The sequence below is a fragment of the Pseudomonas sp. UBA3153 genome (genome assembly GCF_002364635.1).
In the GTDB taxonomy this organism is placed as follows: Bacteria; Pseudomonadota; Gammaproteobacteria; order Pseudomonadales; family Pseudomonadaceae; genus Pseudomonas_O; species Pseudomonas_O kuykendallii.
Genome location: NZ_DEYR01000079.1, coordinates 1 through 19,535, shown reverse-complemented (window position 1 = coordinate 19,535; position 19,535 = coordinate 1). Strand labels below are relative to the sequence as shown.

The window sequence follows — 19,535 nt, the reverse complement described above, 5'->3', positions numbered from 1 at the left end:
GGGAGAGGTGTGCACCTGCCCTTCGCGTGCGCTGGTGCAGGAATCGATCTACCCGGCGTTCATGCAGGAAGTGATGAAGAAGATCGGCCAGATCAAGCGTGGCGACCCGCTGGACACCGAGACCATGGTTGGTGCGCAGGCGTCCGAGCAGCAGTTCGACAAGATCCTCAGCTACCTGGACATCGCCCGGCAGGAAGGCGCCGAGCTGCTCACCGGCGGTGGCGTCGAGAAGCTCGAGGGCAACCTGGCCAGCGGCTATTACATCCAGCCGACGCTGCTCAAGGGCAACAACAAGATGCGCGTGTTCCAGGAGGAAATCTTCGGACCAGTGGTGAGCATCACCACATTCAAGGACGAAGCCGAAGCCCTGGCGATCGCCAACGACACCGAGTTCGGCCTGGGTGCCGGGCTGTGGACGCGCGACATCAACCGCGCCTACCGCATGGGCCGTGCGATCAAGGCCGGTCGCGTGTGGACCAACTGCTACCACCTGTACCCGGCGCACGCCGCGTTCGGCGGCTACAAGAAGTCCGGCGTCGGCCGCGAGACGCACAAGATGATGCTCGATCACTACCAGCAGACCAAGAACCTGCTGGTCAGCTACGACACCAACCCGCTGGGCTTCTTCTGAGCCAACCACGGGGCGCGCCTGGCGCGCTCCGTTTGCACGTCGTTGTACTCCTCGTTTCACCCCCCCTTCAGACGCGGCTTCGGCCGCGTTTTTTTATGCGCAGCGCCACCGTAGGGTGCGCCGCGCGCACCGATCCGCTCCCCGATTGCCGCAGATGTGTTACGAGTCCATCTTTGAACGTTGGGGCTCATGGTGCGCACGGCGCACCCTACAGTCGCGCCGTAATCAGCAGCCGTAGGATGCGCCGCGCGCACCGAGCCGCTCCCCGATTTCCGCGGATGTGTTTCGAGTCCATCTCAGAGCGTTGGGGCTCATGGTGAGCACGGCGCACCCTACGAATGCGGAAATGCTACGAACGCAGCCCGCCAATGGCCCGAAAGTACCATTCGGGCCGAGCGGCGAGGGTGCTTAACTCGAAGTGTCGGAATGTCCCGACGCGACAAGAAGAGGTTAATGCCATGTGGACTAAACCCGCGTTCGCCGATCTGCGCATTGGTTTCGAAGTGACGATGTACTTCGCCAATCGTTGATCACCTTGCCCCGGCTCGCCGGGGCATCCTTCTTCCGGGCACCGGACGGCGGGAAAGTCCGGCGCCCACCAACGTCTCATTGAAAAGACCGACGAATACAGTAGGCTGGGGCGCAGAACCCATAGGACCTGCCCGGGGCCTGCCTTGCGTCGGACTGCTGCGTTGCAGCGGGCTGATTTCGCGAAATCCCCACAGGTTCTGACGCCAATAAAAGAAGAACCAGGCGGATCCATGCGCCACGACATAAGCCAACTGCGTAAATTCGTTTCCCCGGAAATCATCTTCGGCGCCGGCTGCCGGCACAACGTCGGTAACTACGCCAGCACCTTCGGTGCGCGCAAGGTGCTGGTGGTGTCCGACCCCGGCGTGCAAGCCGCCGGCTGGGTCGCCGACATCGAGGCCAGCCTCGCCGCCCAGGGCCTGGAGTTCTGCCTCTACACCCAGGTGTCGCCCAACCCGCGCGTGGAGGAAGTGCGTCAGGGCGCCGAGTTCTACCGCAGCGAGGGCTGCAACGTGATCGTCGCGGTGGGCGGCGGCAGCCCGATGGACTGCGCCAAGGGCATCGGCATCATGGTCGCCCACGGTCGCTGCATCCTCGAGTTCGAGGGCGTCGACACCATCCGCGTGCCGAGCCCGCCGCTAATCCTCATCCCCACCACCGCCGGCACCTCGGCGGACGTCTCGCAGTTCGTGATCATCTCCAATCCGGCCGAGCGGATGAAGTTCTCCATCGTCTCCAAGGCGGTGGTCCCGGACGTTTCGCTGATCGACCCGGAAACCACCCTGAGCATGGACCCGTTCCTCTCCGCCTGTACTGGCATCGACGCCCTGGTGCACGCCATCGAGGCCTTCGTTTCCACCGGCAGCGGGCCGCTCACCGATACTCATGCGCTGGAAGCCATGCGGCTGATCAACGGCAATCTGGTGGAGATGATCGCCAATCCCACGGACATCGCCCTGCGCGAGAAGATCATGCTCGGCAGCATGCAGGCCGGCCTGGCGTTCTCCAATGCGATCCTCGGCGCGGTGCACGCGATGTCACACAGCCTGGGCGGCTTCCTCGACCTGCCCCACGGCATGTGCAACGCCGCGCTGGTGGAGCACGTCGTGGCGTTCAACTACAACGCCGCGCCGGAGCGCTTCCGCCAGGTCGCGCAGACCCTCGGGCTGGACGTGCGCGGGTTGACCCATCCGCAGATTCGCCAGAGGCTGGTGGAGCACCTGATCGCCTTCAAGCAGGCCGTCGGCTTCAACGAGACGCTCGCGCTGCACGGGGTTTCCAGCAGCGACATCCCGTTCCTCTCGCGACATGCGATGGAGGACCCGTGCATCCTCACCAACCCGCGCGAGTCCAGCCAGCGCGACGTCGAAGTGGTCTATGCCGAGGCCCTCTGAGGAGCAGCGTCAGGCGCTGCTCGGCCTCGGCAGCCATTCGGCGCGCAAGAGCCACTACCCGGAACTGCTGACCCGCCTGGAAGAGCTGGAAACCGAGCGCAACCGCTACAAATGGCTGTTCGAGCACGCCGTGCACGGCATCTTCCAGGCCAACCTGGGCGGCGGCCTGCGCGCGGCTAATCCGGCGCTGGCGCGCATGCTCGGGTATGCCGAGCCGAGCCTTCTGCCCGCCTTCAGCGACCTCGCCGAGCAGCTGTTCGAGGGCGGCCACGAGGAGCTGGCGTACATCCGCGAAACGCTGCGCTCCAGGCAGGGCCTGTTCGGCTATGAAACGCGCCTGCGCCGGCAGGACGGCAGCTATGTCGACGTGCTGATGAACCTGCTGCTCAAGCCCGAGGAAGACGACCTGGTGGAAGGCTTCGTCGCCGACATCACCGAACGCATCCTTGCCCAGCAGCGCCTGCAGACCCTCAACGACGAGCTGGAACAGCGCGTCGCCACGCGCACCGCGGAATTGCAGACCCTCAACGGCCAGCTGCGCGAGGCGCGGGACGCCGCCGAAGCGGCCAACCGCAGCAAGGACAAGTACCTCGCCGCCGCCAGCCATGACCTGCTGCAACCGCTGAATGCCGCGCGGCTGCTGGTCTCGACCCTGCGCGAGCGGACCCTGCCGGCGGCCGAGCACGGCCTGGTGGAGCGCGCGCACCAGGCGCTGGAGGGCGCCGAGGATCTGCTCAGCGACCTGCTCGATATCTCCCGCCTCGACCACCACGCGGTCAAGCCGGACCTGGACGTCTACAGCCTCGACGAACTGCTCGCGCCGCTGGTCTCGGAATTCCAGGGCGTGGCGGAGGCCGCCGGGCTGCAGTTGCGCGCCCGCATCGCGCCGCTGACGGTAAGCACCGACATCCGCCTGCTCTCGCGCATCCTGCGCAATTTCCTCAGCAACGCGTGCCGCTACACCCCGAGCGGGCGCATCCTGCTCGGTTGTAGGCGGCGTGGCGACAGGGTGCGCCTGGAGGTGTGGGACAGCGGCCGCGGGATTCCGGCGGACCAGCTCGATGCGATCTTCCTGGAGTTCAACCAGCTGGACGTCGGCCGTGCCGCCGAGCGCAAGGGCGTCGGCCTGGGCCTGGCGATCGTCGACCGCATCGCCGGTATCCTCGGCAGCCCGGTGCGCGTGCGCTCCTGGCCGGGCAGGGGCTCGGTGTTCAGCATCGACGTGCCAGTGGCAACGGCGCCGGTGAGGGCGCCGCGTGGCGACAGCCTGCGCCGCCCGCTGATCGGCGACCCGCTACCGGGGCGACGACTGCTGGTGCTGGACAACGAATCGAGCATTCTCGACAGCATGGCTGCCCTGCTCGGCCAGTGGGGCTGCGAGGTGGTCACCGCGCTCGACCAGGAGAGCGCCCTGCGCCAGCTCGACGGTCGCGCGCCGGAGGTGATCCTGGCCGATTACCACCTCGACCACGGCGTGCTCGGCTGCCAGGTGGTCAGGGCCTTGCGCGTGCATTTCGACGCGCCGATTCCGGCGGTGATGATCACCGCGGACCGCAGCAGCGAATGCCGCCAGCACCTGCAGGACCTCGGCGCGCCGCTGCTGAACAAGCCCCTGAAGCCCGGCAAGCTGCGCGCGGTGCTCAGCCAGATGCTTGGTGAGGCCGCGCCGTAGCCGCCGAGCGCCGTCTTGCCCGGTGTCAGTTCGCCGTCGTGCCTCCGACCGTTTTGAGCCGCCGCTGCGCGGCGATTTCCGGCAGTTCCTGGCGGCGCATGTAGGCCAGCAGCGGTTCGCTGACGTTCAGGCGATCGTTGACGTTCTGTTCGAGGAGGATTTGCAGGCGCGCGCGGCTCAGGTTCATCACCTGCTCGTTCTGTTCGCACCAGACGAACTCGCACGCCGGGGTGATGCTCTCCTCGGCGACATCCATGCCGAAGGAGTCTTCGCTGAAGCGGACGATGTGCTTGCCGGTCTTGGTATTGAACCCGACGAAGCCGTTGAGCTGATCGGCGGCGTGGCAGATGTCGGCGGAAGTGATGCTCATGGGTAAACCTCGCTGGATGTCGATTCGATGGTTTACACGCGGGGCGCCGCCCTCCGTCTGGGCGGAGGTGCAGGGAAAACGCCGCTGATTCTGCCAGCAAACGCGGCGGCGTGGATGACTATGGTTCTCATCCGTGCGCCCTAGCGCAGCGCCACACCCGCGTCGGGCCAGGCGCGTCTGCCGACGCCGCGTCCATATGCCTCACCTCTCCGGTCGAGCCGGTTTCTCCGGCGGCTGTCCGCTGCGGACGGCGGGAACACCGCGACGCTGCCGGTCACATCGCTGGTCTACTCTGGCTGGACATTTCAGGAGGAAACGTCATGCCGAAAATGAAAGCCGCCGTCTTCGTCGAGAAGAACCGCATCGTTCTCGAGGACAAGCCGATCCCCGAGGTGGGGCCGCTGGATGCGCTGGTCCGTATCACCACGACCACTATCTGCGGCACCGACGTGCACATCCTCAAGGGCGAGTACCCGGTGGCCAAGGGCCTCACGGTGGGCCACGAGCCGGTCGGGATCATCGAGAAGCTCGGCTCATCGGTCGTCGGGTTCAGCGAGGGGCAAAGGGTGATCGCCGGCGCCATCACCCCCAGCGGCCACAGCTTCGCCTGCCTGTGCGGCTGCGCCTCGCAGGACGGCCCGGCCAGCAAGCATGGCTTCACCGCCACCGGCGGCTGGAAGTTCGGCAACATCATCGACGGCTGCCAGGCCGAATACGTGCTGGTGCCCGACGCCATGGCCAACCTCGGCGCGGTGCCGGATGCCCTGAGCGACGAGCAGGTGCTGATGTGCCCGGACATCATGTCGACCGGCTTTTCCGGCGCGGAGAGCGGCAAGGTGCAGATCGGCGATACCGTGGTGGTGTTCGCCCTCGGTCCCATCGGCCTGTGCGCCGTGGCGGGCGCCAGGCTCAAGGGCGCCACCACCATCATCGGCGTCGACACCCTGCCGGCGCGTCAGGACGTGGCCCGCCAGCTCGGCGCCAGCCACATCGTCGATTTCCGCCAGGGCGATCCGGTGGCGCAGATCATGGCGCTCACCGATGGCCGCGGGGTGGATGTCGCGATCGAGGCACTGGGCACCCAGACCACCTTCGAAGCCGCGCTGCGCGTGCTGCGTCCGGGCGGCACGCTGTCCAGCCTGGGCGTCTACTCCACCGACCTGCGCATCCCGCTGGACGCATTCGCGGCTGGCCTCGGCGACCTGAAGATCGTCACCACGCTCTGTCCGGGCGGCAAGGAGCGCATGCGCCGGCTGATGGAAGTGATCTCGTCCGGCAGGGTCGACCTTACGCCTCTGGTGACCCACCGCTACAAGCTGGACGACATCGAAAAGGCCTACGAACTCTTCGCCAACCAGCGCGACGGTGTGATGAAGGTGGCGATCACGCCCTGATCCCGTGCTTCGCCGTATGCCCGGCGGCCCTGTCGCCGGGCGACTTTAGCGGCAAGAACCTGCAGCGCGAATGCGCGGATGAAACGCTAAACGCGGGCTATCGAGCAGCAGGCGATGCGCTCTTCGGCCCGATTGACGGCTAATCGCCAGATCGTTTCGCGGGGCGTGCGCCGCCCGACCGAGCGCATCGCAGGTTTACCTTTCCCTTACTTACGGCTGACACCGGCTGACGCAGTGGCGTTGTCGGATGGTTGCAGGGGAGCAACCCCTTTTCCCACGAGGAGAAGTTCATGATCAGCCGATTCTTCCAGGTCAGTGCACTTGCCGGATGCCTGGTGTTCGCAGGCGGCGCTTCCGCATTCGAGCAGAGCGACATCGTTCCCGCACTCGCCGGTGCCGCGGTGGGCGCCGTTCTGGTTGCGGTGCTCTCCGATTCGGATGACGACCACGAGCATCGCCGCCACCCGCCGCGCCGCGAGCTGTCCTACCGGCAGCAGCCGCGTCCGCTAGCGTACCGTCCGCAGCCGGTGCGCTACGTGGCGGTTCCCGCGCATCGCCAGCACGGTCGTGACGACTGGCGCCGCTGAAACGAACGAGCCCGCGGCCTGTCGCGCAACGGAGGGACGCGGGCTCCTTGTTTGCATCGCTCAGCCAAGAAGTTCGGTGAAGGCCTTGTCGGCTTCGATCACGGCGGGGAGGTCCGCCAGCAGCTTGTCCAGGTCCAGCCCGGCGAACAGCGGCCCGGAAAGCTCCTGGCCGACATCGGCGCCGATGCCGCCGTGGCTGGCGATGACGTCGCAGATGATCGTCGCCTGGGCGACGATACGCGCGTATTCCGAATCGCTCGGCGCCTGCGAGGGGCGGCCCTGGTAGGCGATGGCGGTCTGGATCAGCTTCGGCAACTGCCAGCGGCGCGCCAGTTCGGCGCCTACTTCGGGATAGCCGAAGCCGAGTTGCAGGTTCTCTTCCGCGGCGCGACTGGAGGCGTTGTTCTGCCGGTGGTTCAGCTTCGCCGCGAACTCCGGGGCGCCGGTCTGGATCAGCAGCTCGCCGATGTTGTGCATCATCCCGCAGGTGAAGGCGGTGTCGGGATCCTTGCCACTGAGTTTGGCCAGCAGCCGCGAGACGCTGGCGACGCGGAAGCTTCCGGTCCAGAAACCTTTGAGATCGAACGTGGGACCGGCCTTGAACGCCCCGGTCATCGCCGACGCCAGCACCAGCGTGCGCAGGGTGTTGAAGCCCAGGCGCATGGCCGCGTCCTCGATGCTCGCCGATTCCCGCGAGCCACGAAAGCGTGCCGAGTTCGCCAGGCGCAGCACCTTGGCGGCGATCACCGGGTCGCGCTCGATGTTGCGCGCCACGCCGTCCAGGCTGGATGACGGATTGTCGAATTGCTGGATCAGGTCCTGCGCCACCTTCGGCACGCTGGGCAGGTTATGCAGCTCGGCGAACAGTGAATCGATGTCCATAGGATGTCTCCAGGGTGGGTGCGTTAGCTCAAGAATAGGTGCAGGCGCCATGCATACCAGCGCCGTTCGGCTACCGGCGCCGAATGGCGGCGGATCGCGTGGCCGGCTGCTCAGGTGGGCCGCTCCTCAGATTCGCCATCGAAGGACCGGTGGCCGGTGCGACCTGCCATCGTTTGCACGCCCGGTAACGCCGGCAGCGTGTTCGATAGCCAGGCATCGCAGGCTCCTCGCGGCGGCGCCGCACCTTCATCGGCTGAGAAGGGCATTCCCTCGGTGCGCCGATCTTCGCTCGACATTGGTCGCACCGGTCGCACCTGTTCGCCTACCCTGTGCGAATCGCCAATCGTTGTTCATCCACTCGAGGTAACGCTATGCAAAACACCTCCACCCTGCGCTTCGTCACGCTGCTCGGCAGCCTTCGCAGCGGCTCGTTCAACGGCATCATCGCGCGCGCCCTGCCGGCGCTGGCGCCGGAAGGCGTCAGTGTCGAAGCGCTGGGTTCTATCGCCGATTTCCCGCATTACGACGCGGACCTGCAGGCGGAAGGCTTCCCGCCGGCGGTACTGGCGATGGGCAAGGCGATCGCCGAGGCCGACGCGGTGATCGTGGTCATGCCCGAGTACAACTACTCGGTGCCGGGCGCGCTGAAGAACGCCATCGACTGGCTGTCGCGCCTGCCGGAAACGCCGTTCTCCGGCAAACCGGTGGCGATCCAGAGCGCCTCGCCGGGCATGCTCGGCGGCGCGCGGGCGCAGTATCACCTGCGCCAGGTGTTCGTCTTCCTCAACGCGCAGGTGCTGAATAAGCCGGAAGTGATGGTCGGCCAGGTGGCCGGCAAGGTCGACGAGAAGACCGGCGAACTCACCGACCAGAGCACCCGCGACTTCATCGCCGGGCAGCTCAAGGCGCTGGCCGACCTGGCGCGCAAGGGCTGACCGGCCCGCCCGCGCGATGCCAGCCGGCTTGGTGAACAGCGGGGCGGGCGGTAGGCTGTCGCTCCGTCCCGCCACCCGAGGAACCGCAATGCCGACTGCCCCACGAATCCCCCCGAACGTCGACCTCGATGCCCGCTACGCCGCGGTCAAGCGCGTGGCGCTGGCGGCGGCGCAACGCGGCATGGCGTTCTACCGCGACCGCGAGGCGCTGACGGTGATGCACAAGGGCGGCGATCAGCAGGACATGGTCAGCATCGCCGACCGGCAGATCGAGGAGTACATCCGCGCCGAGCTGTCCCGCGAGTTTCCCGAGGACGGACTGCTCGGCGAGGAGGGCGGTGCGGCCGATCTGCAGGCGCGCTGCCTGTGGGTCATCGACCCCATCGACGGCACCGCCTGCTTCGTCAACGGCCTGCACGCCTGGTGCGTGTCCATCGGGCTGATGGTCGACGGCGAGCCGACCCTCGGCGCCATCGCCGATCCCAATCATGACGAACTGTTCCACGCCTGCCTCGGCCGCGGAGCCTTCGTCAACGACACGCCGATCCGCGCCAGCGCCGCACGCCAGGTCAGCGAAGGGCTGACCGGCGTCGGTACCTTCCACCCGCGCGGCAAGGCGCATTTCATTCCCTTCCTGCAGGGGCTGCTGTCCTCGGGCGGGATGTTCATCCGCAACGGCTCCGGCGCGCTGATGACGGCCTACGTCGCCGCCGGCCGGCTGATCGGCTACTACGAAACCGAACTGAAGAGCTGGGATTGCCTGGCCGGCCTGGTGCTGGTGCAGGAAGCCGGCGGCCGCCGCAACGACTTCTTCCGCAACAACGGCCTACTCGACGGCAATCCCTACCTGGTGGCCGCGCCCGGCGTCTACGAACAGCTCGCCGCGCTGATCGGGCCGTCGCTGGACGGGGATTGAACAGGCTCGTTCACGCGGATTGCCGGATCACTCGGCAGCCAGCCGCTCCAGCTCGCGACGCACCATCGCCGCATAAGGTGCAGGGCTAAGCGCATAGAGCTGGGTGGCGACCCAGGCGGGCCAGCGCGGGCCCCAGGCGGCGCGTTCGGCGAGCAGGCGCTCGGCCTCGCGGCGTGCAGCGTCGGCATGCTGGCGGTGGAAGTCCTGGCGCGTGGTGATGGGCTGCTCGGCAGCCGGCCACAGCGCCGGCAATACCTGAAGACGCAGCAGCGGCGCCAGGTCGTCTGGCCAGGGTTCGCCGCGGACCAGCCAGCGCTGCGCATCCAGCTCGGCGGCCACGCTCACGGGCTCGTCCAGCGCGCCGGTGAACACCTCGGCGCGGACCCAGGTATCCGGCTCGTTGGCGGCGGGCGCTTCGAAGCGACCCAGCGCGGTGAAGGCGCTGCTTGCGAACGTCAGGCCCAACTCTTCCTGCAGTTCCCGGCATAGCGCCGCCAGGGCGTCTTCGCCGGCTTCCTGCTTGCCGCCGGGCAGCATGAAGGCCGAGGTGCCGCGCTTGCGCACCAGCAGCAGGCGGCCGTCGGCGTCAAGCAGGCAGGCCGCCGAGATCATCAGAGTATGGAGTTTGGCCATCGGGCTGCCGTCGCGAGGTCATCGGGACGGCGATTCTAAACGGGGAGCCCGGCAAGTCCAGCCCGGCGTTGGCCGGCCCGGACGTTCAGTCCAGCAGGTCCGCGGGAACGTTGCCGCCGTTCTCGGCGAGCTTGTTCAGCACCGCCTTGTGCAGCCAGATGTTCATCTGCGCGGAGTCGGCCATCTTGTCGGCCGGGCAACCCAGCTCGGTGGCAAGTTCCTTGCGCGCCTGCAGGCTGCTGTCCAGACCCAACAGCTTGAGCAGATCGACGATGGAGGTGCGCCAATTGAGCGTTTCGCCGTGCTGCGCGGCCATCTCGTTGAGCCGGGCGGAGACATCCACCTGCGTGGCGCTCACTGGCGTGGTGCTTTGCGCCGGCGACTGGCCGGGCGCGGTGGTCGCATTGGAGGCCGCGTTGGGCCCGCCCGAATCCATGATCGAATCGTCCGGGCCGACCTTCAGACTGGGCACCTCGTCGTGGTGGCCGATACCGAGTTTTTCCAGGATGGAGCTGAGCAGTCCCATGGCGCTTCCTCGTGAGTGGGTGTGCAGGTTGGACCGCGCGCCACCGGCGGGGATTCAGCGGTAGGACGGACGGTGCCGGCAACCTCGGCCTCGCCGTCGTGGTCTGACGTCCTGCGCGGCCAAACCGCAGGCAGACGTTATCCTGCTGCCTGGCCCAGAGAGGCGGATTTCAATCGGAGAAAGACATGTCAGCCAAGCCATTCGTCGTCATCGCGGAGTTCACCCTCAAACCCGGCACGCTCGCCGATTTCCTCGCCTTCGGCCAAATCGACGCCGGCGGCGCGCTGGACAAGGAAGAGGGCTGCCTGGCGTTCGACATCCTCCTGCCGGAGAGCGGCGGCGATCAGGTGATGTTCCACGAGGTCTATCTCGACCGCGCGGCGTTCGACGAGCACAAGGGAACGTCGCACTACCTGGCGTTCAAGGAGGGGACGAAATCGTTGCTGGCGGAGGACGTGAAGGTTCGCTTCTTCAATGCGCTCGCGGCGCAATGAGGGCGAAACAGGCCGATGCAGGACGCCGCGGCGAGAGGGTGGCGTTGCAGCGTGTGGCTGCAACGCGCGGCCGTGGACTCAGTCCTGGCGGCTGGTGACTTCCAGCAGGTGATAGCCGAACTGGGTCTTCACCGGGCCCTGCACGACGTTGATCGGCGCGCTGAACACGACGGTGTCGAATTCCTTGACCATCTGGCCGGGACCGAACGAGCCGAGGTCGCCGCCCTGGCGGCTGGACGGGCAGGTGGAGTTGTCCTTGGCGACCTGGGCGAAGTCGGCACCGCCCTCGATGGCGGCTTTCAGTTCGTTGCACTTGGCTTCGCTGGCAACCAGGATGTGGCGGGCAGTGGCTCGGGCCATTGGGGGTACTCCTTTTTTAATGGACTGCCGAGGCTACCGGAATTGCCGGGTTGTTCAAGCGTCGCGGGAGGAACGGAGGTAACGCAGCGGGCGTCGATCATCCGCCGGGATAGCTATTGGCCCTCCATTTCTCGCTGCCCTATACTCGCGCCCCGCCACGGATGGCCGGTCGAATCAGGAAACGCCTGAGGCAAAGGCTGTCCGTCACTTCCCGATGGACTCAATGGAATGATCATGAAAGCCAGCTTCTTCGCACTTCCTCTCGCTGCTCTTCTGAGTGCCTGCACGGCCACCACTTCGCTTCGCTCGACCGACCCGCAGCTGACCGTGGCGGTCAACGACGAGGCTCCGCTGGCCCTCGGCAGCCCGGTCAAGAAAACCTACAACGCCACCAGCTTCGGTCACTACCGCTTCAAGGCCACCAAACAAGGGATGGAGCCCATGTACGGCCTGATCCCGTTGAAATTCAACGGTGGCTATCTGGCCGCCGATATCCTGTTTTTCGCTCCGGCGATGTTCTACAACCTGCGTGAGGTCTATCCGTACTACGAGTTCGATGTGGAGAACGGCGTGGTCCGCTACAAGCGCAACGCCAACGACCCCTGGGTGAGCTACAAGCCGACTCCCGCCGAGCAGGATCACGCCAGAAACTACTTCCAGAAATAGAAACCACCGGCGCGCATCGCGAGGTGGATCAGGCGCCTCGCGATGCATCGTTCAGGCACTCCGAAAAAGGCGACAGAAGGCCTGAAGTCCTCATTGTTGAGGGGGGCGGGCCGGGCGTAGAATCCGCGCCGTTGCCCTCCTGCCTCACCGTTTTCCACACGCTTCCCATGCGCACTCGCAGCCATGCCGGCTCTTTCGATACGGCCGGGCGGCGATGTCTGCCGTGGGGGCGAACGGGCCGCCGGATCTCTTCCCCGAACGTTCCTCGCTGCGTGTCGCCGGTCCCCAGATCGGGCGTTGGCGGCGGGCCGAGCCTTCCACGAGCGTCAGACATCGCCGACATGAACACCCCCCTGAATTCCGCTGCCGGGTCCTGGCTGAGCGTGATCGCGCTGGCTCTGGCCGCGTTCATCTTCAACACCACCGAGTTCGTCCCGGTGGCGCTGCTCAGCGATATCGGCGCCAGCTTCAACATGCCGCCTACCCAGGTCGGCCTGATGCTGACCATCTACGCCTGGGTGGTCTCGCTGACCTCGCTGCCGATGATGCTGCTGACCCGCAACATCGAGCGGCGCCGCCTGCTGGGCCTCGTCTTCGGGCTGTTCATCCTCAGCCATCTGCTGTCCAGCGTTGCCTGGAACTTCACCACGCTGGTATTCAGCCGCATTGGCATTGCGCTGTCCCACGCGGTGTTCTGGTCGATCACCGCCTCACTGGCCGTGCGCGTGGCGCCCCAGGGCAAGCAGGTGCAGGCGCTCGGCCTGCTGGCCACCGGCACCTCGCTGGCCATGGTGCTGGGCATTCCACTCGGCCGCGTGCTCGGCGAGGCGCTAGGCTGGCGCACCACCTTCATGGCGATCTCGGTGATTTCCGCGCTGACCGTGCTCTGCCTGATGAAGAACCTGCCCCTGCTGCCGAGCCAGAATTCCGGTTCGCTGAAAAGTTTGCCGCTGCTGTTCAAACGTCCAGCGCTGGTGGCGCTGTACGTGCTCACCGTGCTGGTGATAACCGCCCAGTTCACCGCCTACAGCTACATCGAGCCCTTCGCCAAGACCGTCGCCCACCTCAGCGAGCACCTGACCACCGTGTTGCTGCTGCTCTTCGGCGGCGCCGGCATCCTTGGCTCGCTGCTGTTCAGCCGCTACAGCGCGCGCTACCCGAAAGGCTTCATCATCGCCGCGATCCTTGCCCTGGCACTATGCCTGCTGCTGTTGCTGCCGGCCGCGCACAACGCTTCTGTCCTCGCCGTGCTCAGCGTGGTCTGGGGCATCTCGATCATGTGCTTCGGCCTGGCGCTGCAGGCCAAGGTGCTCAACCTCGCATCCGACGCCACCGACGTGGCGATGGCGCTGCTTTCGGGCCTGTACAACGTCGGCATCGGCGGCGGCGCGCTGCTCGGCAGCCTGGTCAGCACCCACCTCGGGCTGGCCAACATCGGCACCGTTGGCGGCCTGTTCGCCCTCGGCGGGCTGATGCTCTGCTGCTTCACCAGCTACCGTTTCATCCGCCCGTTCCGGCCGACGGCGTTGTAGTCGCCTGGCGTGGAAGGTCGTTGCGACCTTCCACCTTCTTCGCTGCATCCGCTCCCGACGGTGACGGCAGCCATCGCCTCACGCATGATGCAAAGCCCTCTCGATCTCGAAGGAGTCTCCATGCGCCGATGCCTGATCTGTTTCAGCCTTATGCTGGCCGGCTTGCTGAACCTGGGTGCCGCGCAGGCGGACGACGAGGCGCAGTTGCTGGCGCTGATCAACGCCTACCGCGCCGAGCCGCAGGGGTGCGCGGCGCAGACGGTGGCGGTCGGGCCGCTGTCGCTCGATCTGCGCCTGGCCGCGCCGACGGCGACCGATATCGACGACCTGCAGCAGGCACTCAGCCAGAACGGCTACCCGGCGGCGGCCTTGCAGCTGATTCGCCTGTCCGGGCCGGACAGCGCCGAGGCGGCGATGAGCGCACTGCGGCAGAAATTCTGTGCGCAACTGCTGGGGGCGCAATACATCGATGTCGGCGTGTCACACAGCGCCAGCGACTGGCGCGTGGTGCTGGCGCGGCCGCTGCTTTCCGGCGGCCTGGGCGACTGGGAGGCGGCGGGGCGGGCGGTGCTGGAACTGGTCAACACGGCCCGCGGGCAGGGCCGGCAATGCGGCGGCACCAACTTTGCCGCGGCGGCGCCACTGGCCTGGAACGCCGCGCTGGCCGAGTCGGCGCTGGCGCACAGCCGCGACATGGCCAACGGCAACTTCTTCTCCCACCGCGGCAGCGATTCCAGCCAGGCCGACGAGCGTGCGCTGCGCGCCGGTTACACCTGGAGCGCGCTGGGCGAGAACATCGCCGCCGGCGACGACGCGCCCAAGGCCATCGTCGACGGCTGGCTGGCCAGCCCGGCGCATTGCGCCAACATCATGAGTCCGGCCTTCAGCGAAATGGGCGCCGCCTACGCCGTGGACCCACGCAGCGATGCCGGCATCTACTGGACCCAGGTGTTCGGCGCGCGCTGATCCAGTTCGGTGCCGCGTTTTCCAACGTTTTTTCCCTGCCTGCTTGCGCCGCGCCTGTCGTGGTGCGCCCGGCGCCAATCCGGGCATTCTGCGGGGACCAGGGGCCAGTGCCTGCGAAGTGCCACTAGTTCACCTGTCCTATTGGACGACGCACGGGCCTGCCATAGCGTGGGCTGGTCGCCGCGTTGGTGCGGCCCTGCCTAACAAGAAGGATTCATCATGAAAAACGCTGCTAAAACCCTGCTCGTCGGCCTGTCCCTGACTGCACTCAGCGCTGCCGTGATTCCCGCCCAGGCCAACAGCGCGCGCTCGCCGCTCACGGTGGAGATGCGCAGTGAAACGCTGGCAATCACGCAACCGACCCTTTCCGCTCCGGCTGCGAACGTCTTCGCCTCGGCAGATGCAGCCCCCACGACGACCGGGGCGGGCGTGCAACTGGCCATGCTCAAGACCAGCTGCGCCGATCCATCGCCCTGGTACACCTTCAGCGGCTGGGAAGCGCTGGCCTGCGTGTTCTCCGGCCAGTGGTGACAGGCGTAACCGTCAGGTCCGCGGGTGGACAAGCCTCGCGTTGTCCACCTGCGCGGGTTTGTCTCCCTCTCCCTCCGGACAGGGTGGGAGTGAGGGAGTAGTCGCGGGAAAAGCCCAGGAGCGCCCAATCCCCCTGCGGGCGCCTCACCCCGGTGGGAGAGGGCGTCTTCAGGCCGGTTTGCGGATGGTCTTGAGCAGGTCTTCCGGGGTGATCTGGCCGACCACGTTGCGGTTGGCGCCCGGTAGCGGCAGGTCGAGGATGTGGCCCTTGATCTTGCCGATCACGTGCATCTCGCACGGTTTGCAGTCGAACTTCAGGGTCAGCACTTCGTCCTGGTGCACCAGCTGCATCGGCGCGACCTTGGTGCGCACGCCGGTGACGCCCTTGGCCTGCTTTGGGCAGAGGTTGAAGGAGAAACGCAGGCAGTGCTTGGTGATCATCACCGGCACTTCGCCGGTTTCCTCGTGGGCCTCGTAGGCCGCATCGATCAGTTGCACGCCGTAGCGGTGGTAGAAGTCCCGCGCCTTCTGGTTGTAGACGTTGGCGAGGAACGACAGGTGCGCCTCCGGGTAGACCGGTGGTGGCGTGCTGACCGCCTTGCGCCCGCCACGCGGATGCAGGGCGACGCGGGCCGCCGTGAGCGCCTCGATGGCATCGCGGCGCAGTGCCTTGAGCTGCGAGTTGGGGATGAAGAACGCCTGCGGTGCGACGATCTCCACCGCCTCGGCGTGGTAGATCGTGGTGCCCAGTTTGCCCAGCCCGTCGCGCAACTGCTCCAGCGCCTGCTCCGGCTTGTTGGCCGGGCCGAAGGGGCCGTCTAGGCCGAGGGAGACCTGCGCGCCGTCCTCGCTGCTCAGCGTCAGCTCCAGGCGTGCCTCGCTCCATTGCACCTGCCAGCGCACGGCGATGCGGCGCTCGGCGGAGGTCTTCTGCAGCGCCTGCTGCCAGTTGTGGTCGAGGTTGCGGTTGAGCGGATGGTTCGGCCGCAGCTGGCGCAGCGCGGCGGGCATTTCGTTGGGCTCGACGCGGTACTGCCAGCGCGGCGCGCCGTCTTCCTCGAAGGCTTGCAGCTGCTCGACCACGCTGGCGCGGAAGCCGACCACCTCACGCTTGACCAGCACATTGAGGCCGTCGCCGTTGGACAGCGGCTCGGTGGTGCTGGCGATCAGGTCGCGCTTGCCTACCTTGAGCACTTCGCCCACCGCCAGACCGGTGAAGGTCGGCGAATCGAAGGCGCCGATGTCCACCTTGCGCTCGCTGACGAAGTAGTCCGTGCTGCCGCGGTGGAAGGTCTTGTCCGGATCGGGTAGGAAGAAATGCTCGGTGCGCCCGCTGGATGCCGGCGCCAGGTCCGGGCGCCCGGCGAGAAGCGCGTCCAGCTGCTGGCGGTAGTAGGCGGTGATGTTCTTCACATAGCCGACATCCTTGTAGCGCCCCTCGATCTTGAACGAGCGCACGCCGGCATCCACCAGCGCGCCGAGGTTGGCGCTCTGGTTGTTGTCCTTCATCGACAGCAGGTGCTTGTCGAAGGCCACCACGCGGCCCTGGTCGTCCTTCAGCGTGTACGGCAGGCGGCAGGCCTGCGAGCAGTCGCCACGGTTGGCGCTGCGCCCGGTCTGCGCGTGGGAGATGTTGCACTGCCCGGAGAACGCCACGCAGAGCGCGCCGTGGATAAAGAACTCGATGGCCGAATCCACCGCGTCGGCCATCGCGCGGATTTCCTGCAGGTTCAGCTCGCGGGCCAGCACCAGCTGCGAGAAGCCGGCCAGGGACAGGAACTTGGCTCGCTCCAGGGTGCGGATGTCGGTCTGCGTGCTGGCGTGCAGCTCGATCGGCGGGATGTCCAGCTCCAGCACGCCCATATCCTGGACGATCAGCGCATCGACGCCGGCATCGTAGAGCTGGTGGATCAGCGCGCGCGCCGGCTCCAGCTCGTCGTCATGCAGGATGGTGTTGAGGGTGACGAATACGCGGGCGTGGAACAGGTGAGCGAATTCCACTAGGGAGGCGATATCCGCGACGCTGTTCTCGGCATTGTGTCGCGCGCCGAAACTCGGCCCGCCGATGTACACCGCGTCCGCCCCATGCAGGATGGCCTCGCGGGCGATCCCCGCGTCGCGGGCAGGGCTGAGCAGTTCCAGATGATGCTTGGGCAAGGACATGGGCGTTTTCTTTTATCAGGCGTGGCACGGTAGCCGCGCATTTTAGCCGGGCGACGGCGGCTTGGGGATCTTGCGTGACGGGAGGGGCCGCGCTTACCCCGAACGCAACCCCGTAGGGTGCGTCGCGCGCACCGGGCGATCACCGGAGAAATACATTGGTGCGCATGGCGCACCCTACGATCACCGGCAGTGACGGAGTTGCGCATCGTGTGGCACGCACGTCCCGTAGGGTGCGCCGCGCGCACCGGGTGATCATCGGAGAAATGCATCGGTGCGCATGGCGCACCCTACGGTCTCCGGGAGTGACGGGGCTGCGTGTCGCACGCACTTCCGTACGGTGCGCCGCGCGCATCGAGTTCCATCGGGCTATGCGCGCAGCCCGGGCCACTCAATGCAGACGGCGTGTGCCGAGGCGGTTCTCGACCAGCGCCTGGGCTTGCGCGGCCATCTGGTCGAGCAGACGGTCGCGCTTCTTCTCGGCGTCGCTCATGGCCTTCTTGCCGTGCTGCTGCACCAAATAGGCATGGATCTGCCGGACTTCCTTGCTCTGGAAGATCGGCGCCAGGTCCTGCACCGCCAGCAGGCTATCCGAGGCGTGGTTCCAGGCGTTCATCAGCACCTGCGGCCCGCGCGCCGCCAGCACCTGGAAGCCCATGGCCTCGAACATCGGCACCTTGCCCGCCGCGCAGGCCAGCTCGGCATGCGGATGCCGCGCGCTCATGTGCTGCAGCATCGCCCGGGCGATCCCGCGCCGGCGGTGGCTGGCCTGCACCGCGGTGTAGACCAGCGTGCAGGCCTGCGGGTCATCCTTCGCCGGCAGGTAGAGCGCGAAGCCCAGCACCTGCGACGGGTCCGCATCGTCCAGCGCCAGGATCAGCCGGGCGCGGGTCTCCTGCGCGGCGTCCATCGCCTGCAGGTAGAGGTGGACCTCGTAGCCGATCACGTACTGGTAGAGCTGGAACAGCGGATTGCTCGGCGTCAGCGACACCGGGCTGATGTCGCTGAAGTAATCCACCACCATCTGTAGAACCTGGCTCTTCAGCGATTCCGGCGGGGGGGTGTCCAGGTGTACGAGGGTGAACATCGGCGAACGGGCTCCGGGCGGGCGAGGGCGGGTGAGCGCGGCATTGTAACGGCTGGGCGGTCGATCATCCCGATCACTCACCACCGGGTGACGCCGCAAGACGAGTTTCCATCCGCCGGGCCCATCCCACCCGCCGGGAAAAGCCATCGCCGCACCGGCGCTGGGCTATGATGCGCGCCCTCATTTCCGCCCAAATCCAGACCTCCATGCCCGGCAACGCGCTCTATACCGACCTGTCGGGTTACTACGATCTGATGTGCGCCGATATCGACTATCGCGCACAAAGCCACTGCGTCCAGCGCCTGCAGCAACTGTTCGGCAACGGCGGCAGACGCCACCTCGACCTGGCCTGCGGAACCGGGCCGCACGTCCGCCATTTCATCGACGCCGGCTACCGCAGCGGCGGCCTCGACATCAACCAGCCGATGCTGGACCGCGCCGCCCAGCGCTGCCCGGAAGCCCGGTTCTCCTTGCAGGATATGTGCGGGTTCAGCGTGAGCGAGCCGCTCGACCTGATCACCTGTTTCCTCTATTCGATCCACTACAGCGGCAGCATCGACCGGCTAAAGGCCTGCATTGCCCACGCGCATGGCGCGCTGGAGCGCGGCGGGGTGTTCTGCTTCAACGCCGTCGACAGGCGGATGATCGACAACGCTTCCTTCGTCTCCCACAGCGCCCACCACGTGGACGGCCTGTTCGGCTTCAGCTCCGGCTGGCACTACAGCGGCGAGGGCGAGCGGCAATCGCTGCGGCTGCGCATCGAACGCACGGTGGCCGGCGAAACCCAGGTCTGGAACGACGAACACCCGATGGTGGCGGTGAGCTTCGCCGAGTTGCAGGCACTGCTGGCGCACCACTTCGAGGTGCATGTGCTGGAGCACGATTACGAGAAGCTGATTCCCTGGGACGCGACGTCGGGGAATGCACTGTTCGCCTGCGTGAAGAATTAATCCCGTAGGCTGCGCCGCGCGCACCGCAATCACCGCGCCGGCCTCCATGGCGCACCCTACGATTACGTAGGGTGGAAATGGCGAAGCCTTTTCCACCGGGTGGCGATCCACCGGGTAGCGATTCCTGATGTGGCTGCCCACGCTCCCCGTCCGAATCCAAACGCCTATTCCCCCCAACGCCCCGTTCCGCCCTCATCGTTACCACCCGCCCAATCCAGCGGATAAATCCCGTCCCGGACCGCCCGGTGAAAACTCGAATACGGCCAATCGCGCACGCGGGTGACGTGCCCATGTTTCGTATCCGCTCCATAAACCCCA

At 66.6% G+C, this 19,535-nt stretch carries 20 protein-coding genes and 2 pseudogenes; 14 read left to right on the top strand and 8 right to left on the bottom strand.

Annotation, left to right across the window (positions count from 1 at the left end; translation table 11 throughout):
* From B2X67_RS17705 to B2X67_RS17690, 4 genes are all read left to right on the top strand, one after another.
* Positions 1 to 631: aldehyde dehydrogenase family protein (locus tag B2X67_RS17705; protein WP_286786301.1), on the top strand; the 631-nt coding region annotated here is incomplete at its 5' end.
* A gap of 458 nt (positions 632 to 1,089) precedes the next feature.
* Positions 1,090 to 1,161, top strand: a complete 72-nt coding sequence (gene pqqA, locus B2X67_RS17700) for a pyrroloquinoline quinone precursor peptide PqqA (protein WP_090231798.1) — start codon at positions 1,090 to 1,092, stop codon at positions 1,159 to 1,161.
* A 231-nt stretch (positions 1,162 to 1,392) separates the two neighbouring features.
* Positions 1,393 to 2,556, top strand: coding sequence for an alcohol dehydrogenase-like regulatory protein ErcA (gene ercA, locus B2X67_RS17695; protein ID WP_282338724.1), 1,164 nt, complete (start codon positions 1,393 to 1,395; stop codon positions 2,554 to 2,556).
* Positions 2,540 to 4,228, top strand: coding sequence for a hybrid sensor histidine kinase/response regulator (locus tag B2X67_RS17690; RefSeq protein ID WP_286786300.1), 1,689 nt, complete (start codon positions 2,540 to 2,542; stop codon positions 4,226 to 4,228). The genes ercA and B2X67_RS17690 overlap by 17 nt, the downstream gene beginning before the upstream one ends.
* Before the next feature lie 25 nt (positions 4,229 to 4,253).
* Here B2X67_RS17690 and B2X67_RS17685 read toward each other — a convergent pair whose 3' ends face one another.
* Positions 4,254 to 4,598: a DUF2025 family protein gene (locus B2X67_RS17685; RefSeq protein WP_286786299.1), complete on the bottom strand. Its 345-nt coding sequence runs from the start codon at positions 4,596 to 4,598 to the stop codon at positions 4,254 to 4,256.
* A 320-nt stretch (positions 4,599 to 4,918) separates the two neighbouring features.
* Between B2X67_RS17685 and B2X67_RS17680 the strand changes: the two genes are divergently transcribed.
* Both B2X67_RS17680 and B2X67_RS17675 read left to right on the top strand, forming a co-directional pair.
* On the top strand, positions 4,919 to 5,992 hold the full coding sequence (locus B2X67_RS17680; RefSeq protein WP_286786298.1) for an NAD(P)-dependent alcohol dehydrogenase: 1,074 nt from the start codon (positions 4,919 to 4,921) through the stop codon (positions 5,990 to 5,992).
* A gap of 290 nt (positions 5,993 to 6,282) precedes the next feature.
* Positions 6,283 to 6,579, top strand: coding sequence for a hypothetical protein (locus tag B2X67_RS17675; protein ID WP_286786297.1), 297 nt, complete (start codon positions 6,283 to 6,285; stop codon positions 6,577 to 6,579).
* A gap of 60 nt (positions 6,580 to 6,639) precedes the next feature.
* Here B2X67_RS17675 and B2X67_RS17670 read toward each other — a convergent pair whose 3' ends face one another.
* The gene (locus tag B2X67_RS17670) at positions 6,640 to 7,461 is read right to left on the bottom strand and encodes an HDOD domain-containing protein (RefSeq protein WP_286786296.1); all 822 of its coding nucleotides are present in this window, start codon (positions 7,459 to 7,461) and stop codon (positions 6,640 to 6,642) included.
* A gap of 371 nt (positions 7,462 to 7,832) precedes the next feature.
* On the opposite strand from B2X67_RS17670, the gene B2X67_RS17665 reads away from it, so the two are divergent.
* Together B2X67_RS17665 and B2X67_RS17660 are read left to right on the top strand one after the other, a co-directional pair.
* The gene (locus tag B2X67_RS17665; RefSeq protein WP_286786295.1) at positions 7,833 to 8,396 is read left to right on the top strand and encodes an NADPH-dependent FMN reductase; all 564 of its coding nucleotides are present in this window, start codon (positions 7,833 to 7,835) and stop codon (positions 8,394 to 8,396) included.
* An 88-nt stretch (positions 8,397 to 8,484) separates the two neighbouring features.
* The gene (locus B2X67_RS17660; protein ID WP_282338736.1) at positions 8,485 to 9,312 is read left to right on the top strand and encodes an inositol monophosphatase family protein; all 828 of its coding nucleotides are present in this window, start codon (positions 8,485 to 8,487) and stop codon (positions 9,310 to 9,312) included.
* A 171-nt stretch (positions 9,313 to 9,483) separates the two neighbouring features.
* On the opposite strand, the pseudogene B2X67_RS17655 reads toward B2X67_RS17660, so the two are convergent.
* Both B2X67_RS17655 and B2X67_RS17650 read right to left on the bottom strand, forming a co-directional pair.
* Positions 9,484 to 9,945 (bottom strand): annotated as a pseudogene (locus B2X67_RS17655) (NUDIX hydrolase); the annotation flags it as partial.
* A gap of 85 nt (positions 9,946 to 10,030) precedes the next feature.
* Positions 10,031 to 10,471, bottom strand: a complete 441-nt coding sequence (locus B2X67_RS17650) for a DUF3597 domain-containing protein (RefSeq protein WP_286786294.1) — start codon at positions 10,469 to 10,471, stop codon at positions 10,031 to 10,033.
* A 185-nt stretch (positions 10,472 to 10,656) separates the two neighbouring features.
* On the opposite strand from B2X67_RS17650, the gene B2X67_RS17645 reads away from it, so the two are divergent.
* Positions 10,657 to 10,965, top strand: coding sequence for a putative quinol monooxygenase (locus B2X67_RS17645; protein WP_286786293.1), 309 nt, complete (start codon positions 10,657 to 10,659; stop codon positions 10,963 to 10,965).
* A 78-nt stretch (positions 10,966 to 11,043) separates the two neighbouring features.
* Here B2X67_RS17645 and B2X67_RS17640 read toward each other — a convergent pair whose 3' ends face one another.
* Entirely contained in the window at positions 11,044 to 11,325 is a 282-nt protein-coding gene (locus B2X67_RS17640) for a peptidylprolyl isomerase (protein WP_090231782.1), read from the bottom strand.
* A gap of 234 nt (positions 11,326 to 11,559) precedes the next feature.
* Here B2X67_RS17640 and B2X67_RS17635 point away from each other — a divergent pair, with 234 nt between their 5' ends.
* From B2X67_RS17635 to B2X67_RS17620, 4 genes are all read left to right on the top strand, one after another.
* A complete protein-coding gene (locus B2X67_RS17635; protein WP_282338744.1) occupies positions 11,560 to 11,991 on the top strand; it encodes a hypothetical protein in 432 nt (143 codons plus the stop codon).
* 341 nt (positions 11,992 to 12,332) lie between these two features.
* The gene (locus B2X67_RS17630; RefSeq protein ID WP_286786292.1) at positions 12,333 to 13,523 is read left to right on the top strand and encodes a sugar transporter; all 1,191 of its coding nucleotides are present in this window, start codon (positions 12,333 to 12,335) and stop codon (positions 13,521 to 13,523) included.
* Between the two features lie 120 nt (positions 13,524 to 13,643).
* Complete coding sequence (locus B2X67_RS17625; protein WP_286786291.1) at positions 13,644 to 14,489, top strand: CAP domain-containing protein; 846 nt, start codon at positions 13,644 to 13,646, stop codon at positions 14,487 to 14,489.
* A 219-nt stretch (positions 14,490 to 14,708) separates the two neighbouring features.
* Positions 14,709 to 15,020, top strand: a complete 312-nt coding sequence (locus B2X67_RS17620; protein WP_286786290.1) for a hypothetical protein — start codon at positions 14,709 to 14,711, stop codon at positions 15,018 to 15,020.
* A 168-nt stretch (positions 15,021 to 15,188) separates the two neighbouring features.
* Here the strand turns inward: B2X67_RS17620 and B2X67_RS17615 are convergent, their stop codons facing one another.
* Positions 15,189 to 17,183 (bottom strand): peptidase U32 family protein, encoded by a 1,995-nt coding sequence (locus tag B2X67_RS17615; RefSeq protein WP_286786289.1) that lies wholly within the window; start codon positions 17,181 to 17,183, stop codon positions 15,189 to 15,191.
* Between the two features lie 388 nt (positions 17,184 to 17,571).
* Complete coding sequence (locus tag B2X67_RS17610; RefSeq protein WP_286786288.1) at positions 17,572 to 18,267, bottom strand: GNAT family N-acetyltransferase; 696 nt, start codon at positions 18,265 to 18,267, stop codon at positions 17,572 to 17,574.
* Positions 18,268 to 18,473: 206 nt separating this feature from the next.
* On the opposite strand from B2X67_RS17610, the gene B2X67_RS17605 reads away from it, so the two are divergent.
* Positions 18,474 to 19,217, top strand: coding sequence for a class I SAM-dependent DNA methyltransferase (locus tag B2X67_RS17605; RefSeq protein WP_286786302.1), 744 nt, complete (start codon positions 18,474 to 18,476; stop codon positions 19,215 to 19,217).
* 164 nt (positions 19,218 to 19,381) lie between these two features.
* Here the strand turns inward: B2X67_RS17605 and B2X67_RS17600 are convergent.
* Positions 19,382 to 19,535: pseudogene (locus B2X67_RS17600) on the bottom strand (hypothetical protein); the annotation flags it as partial.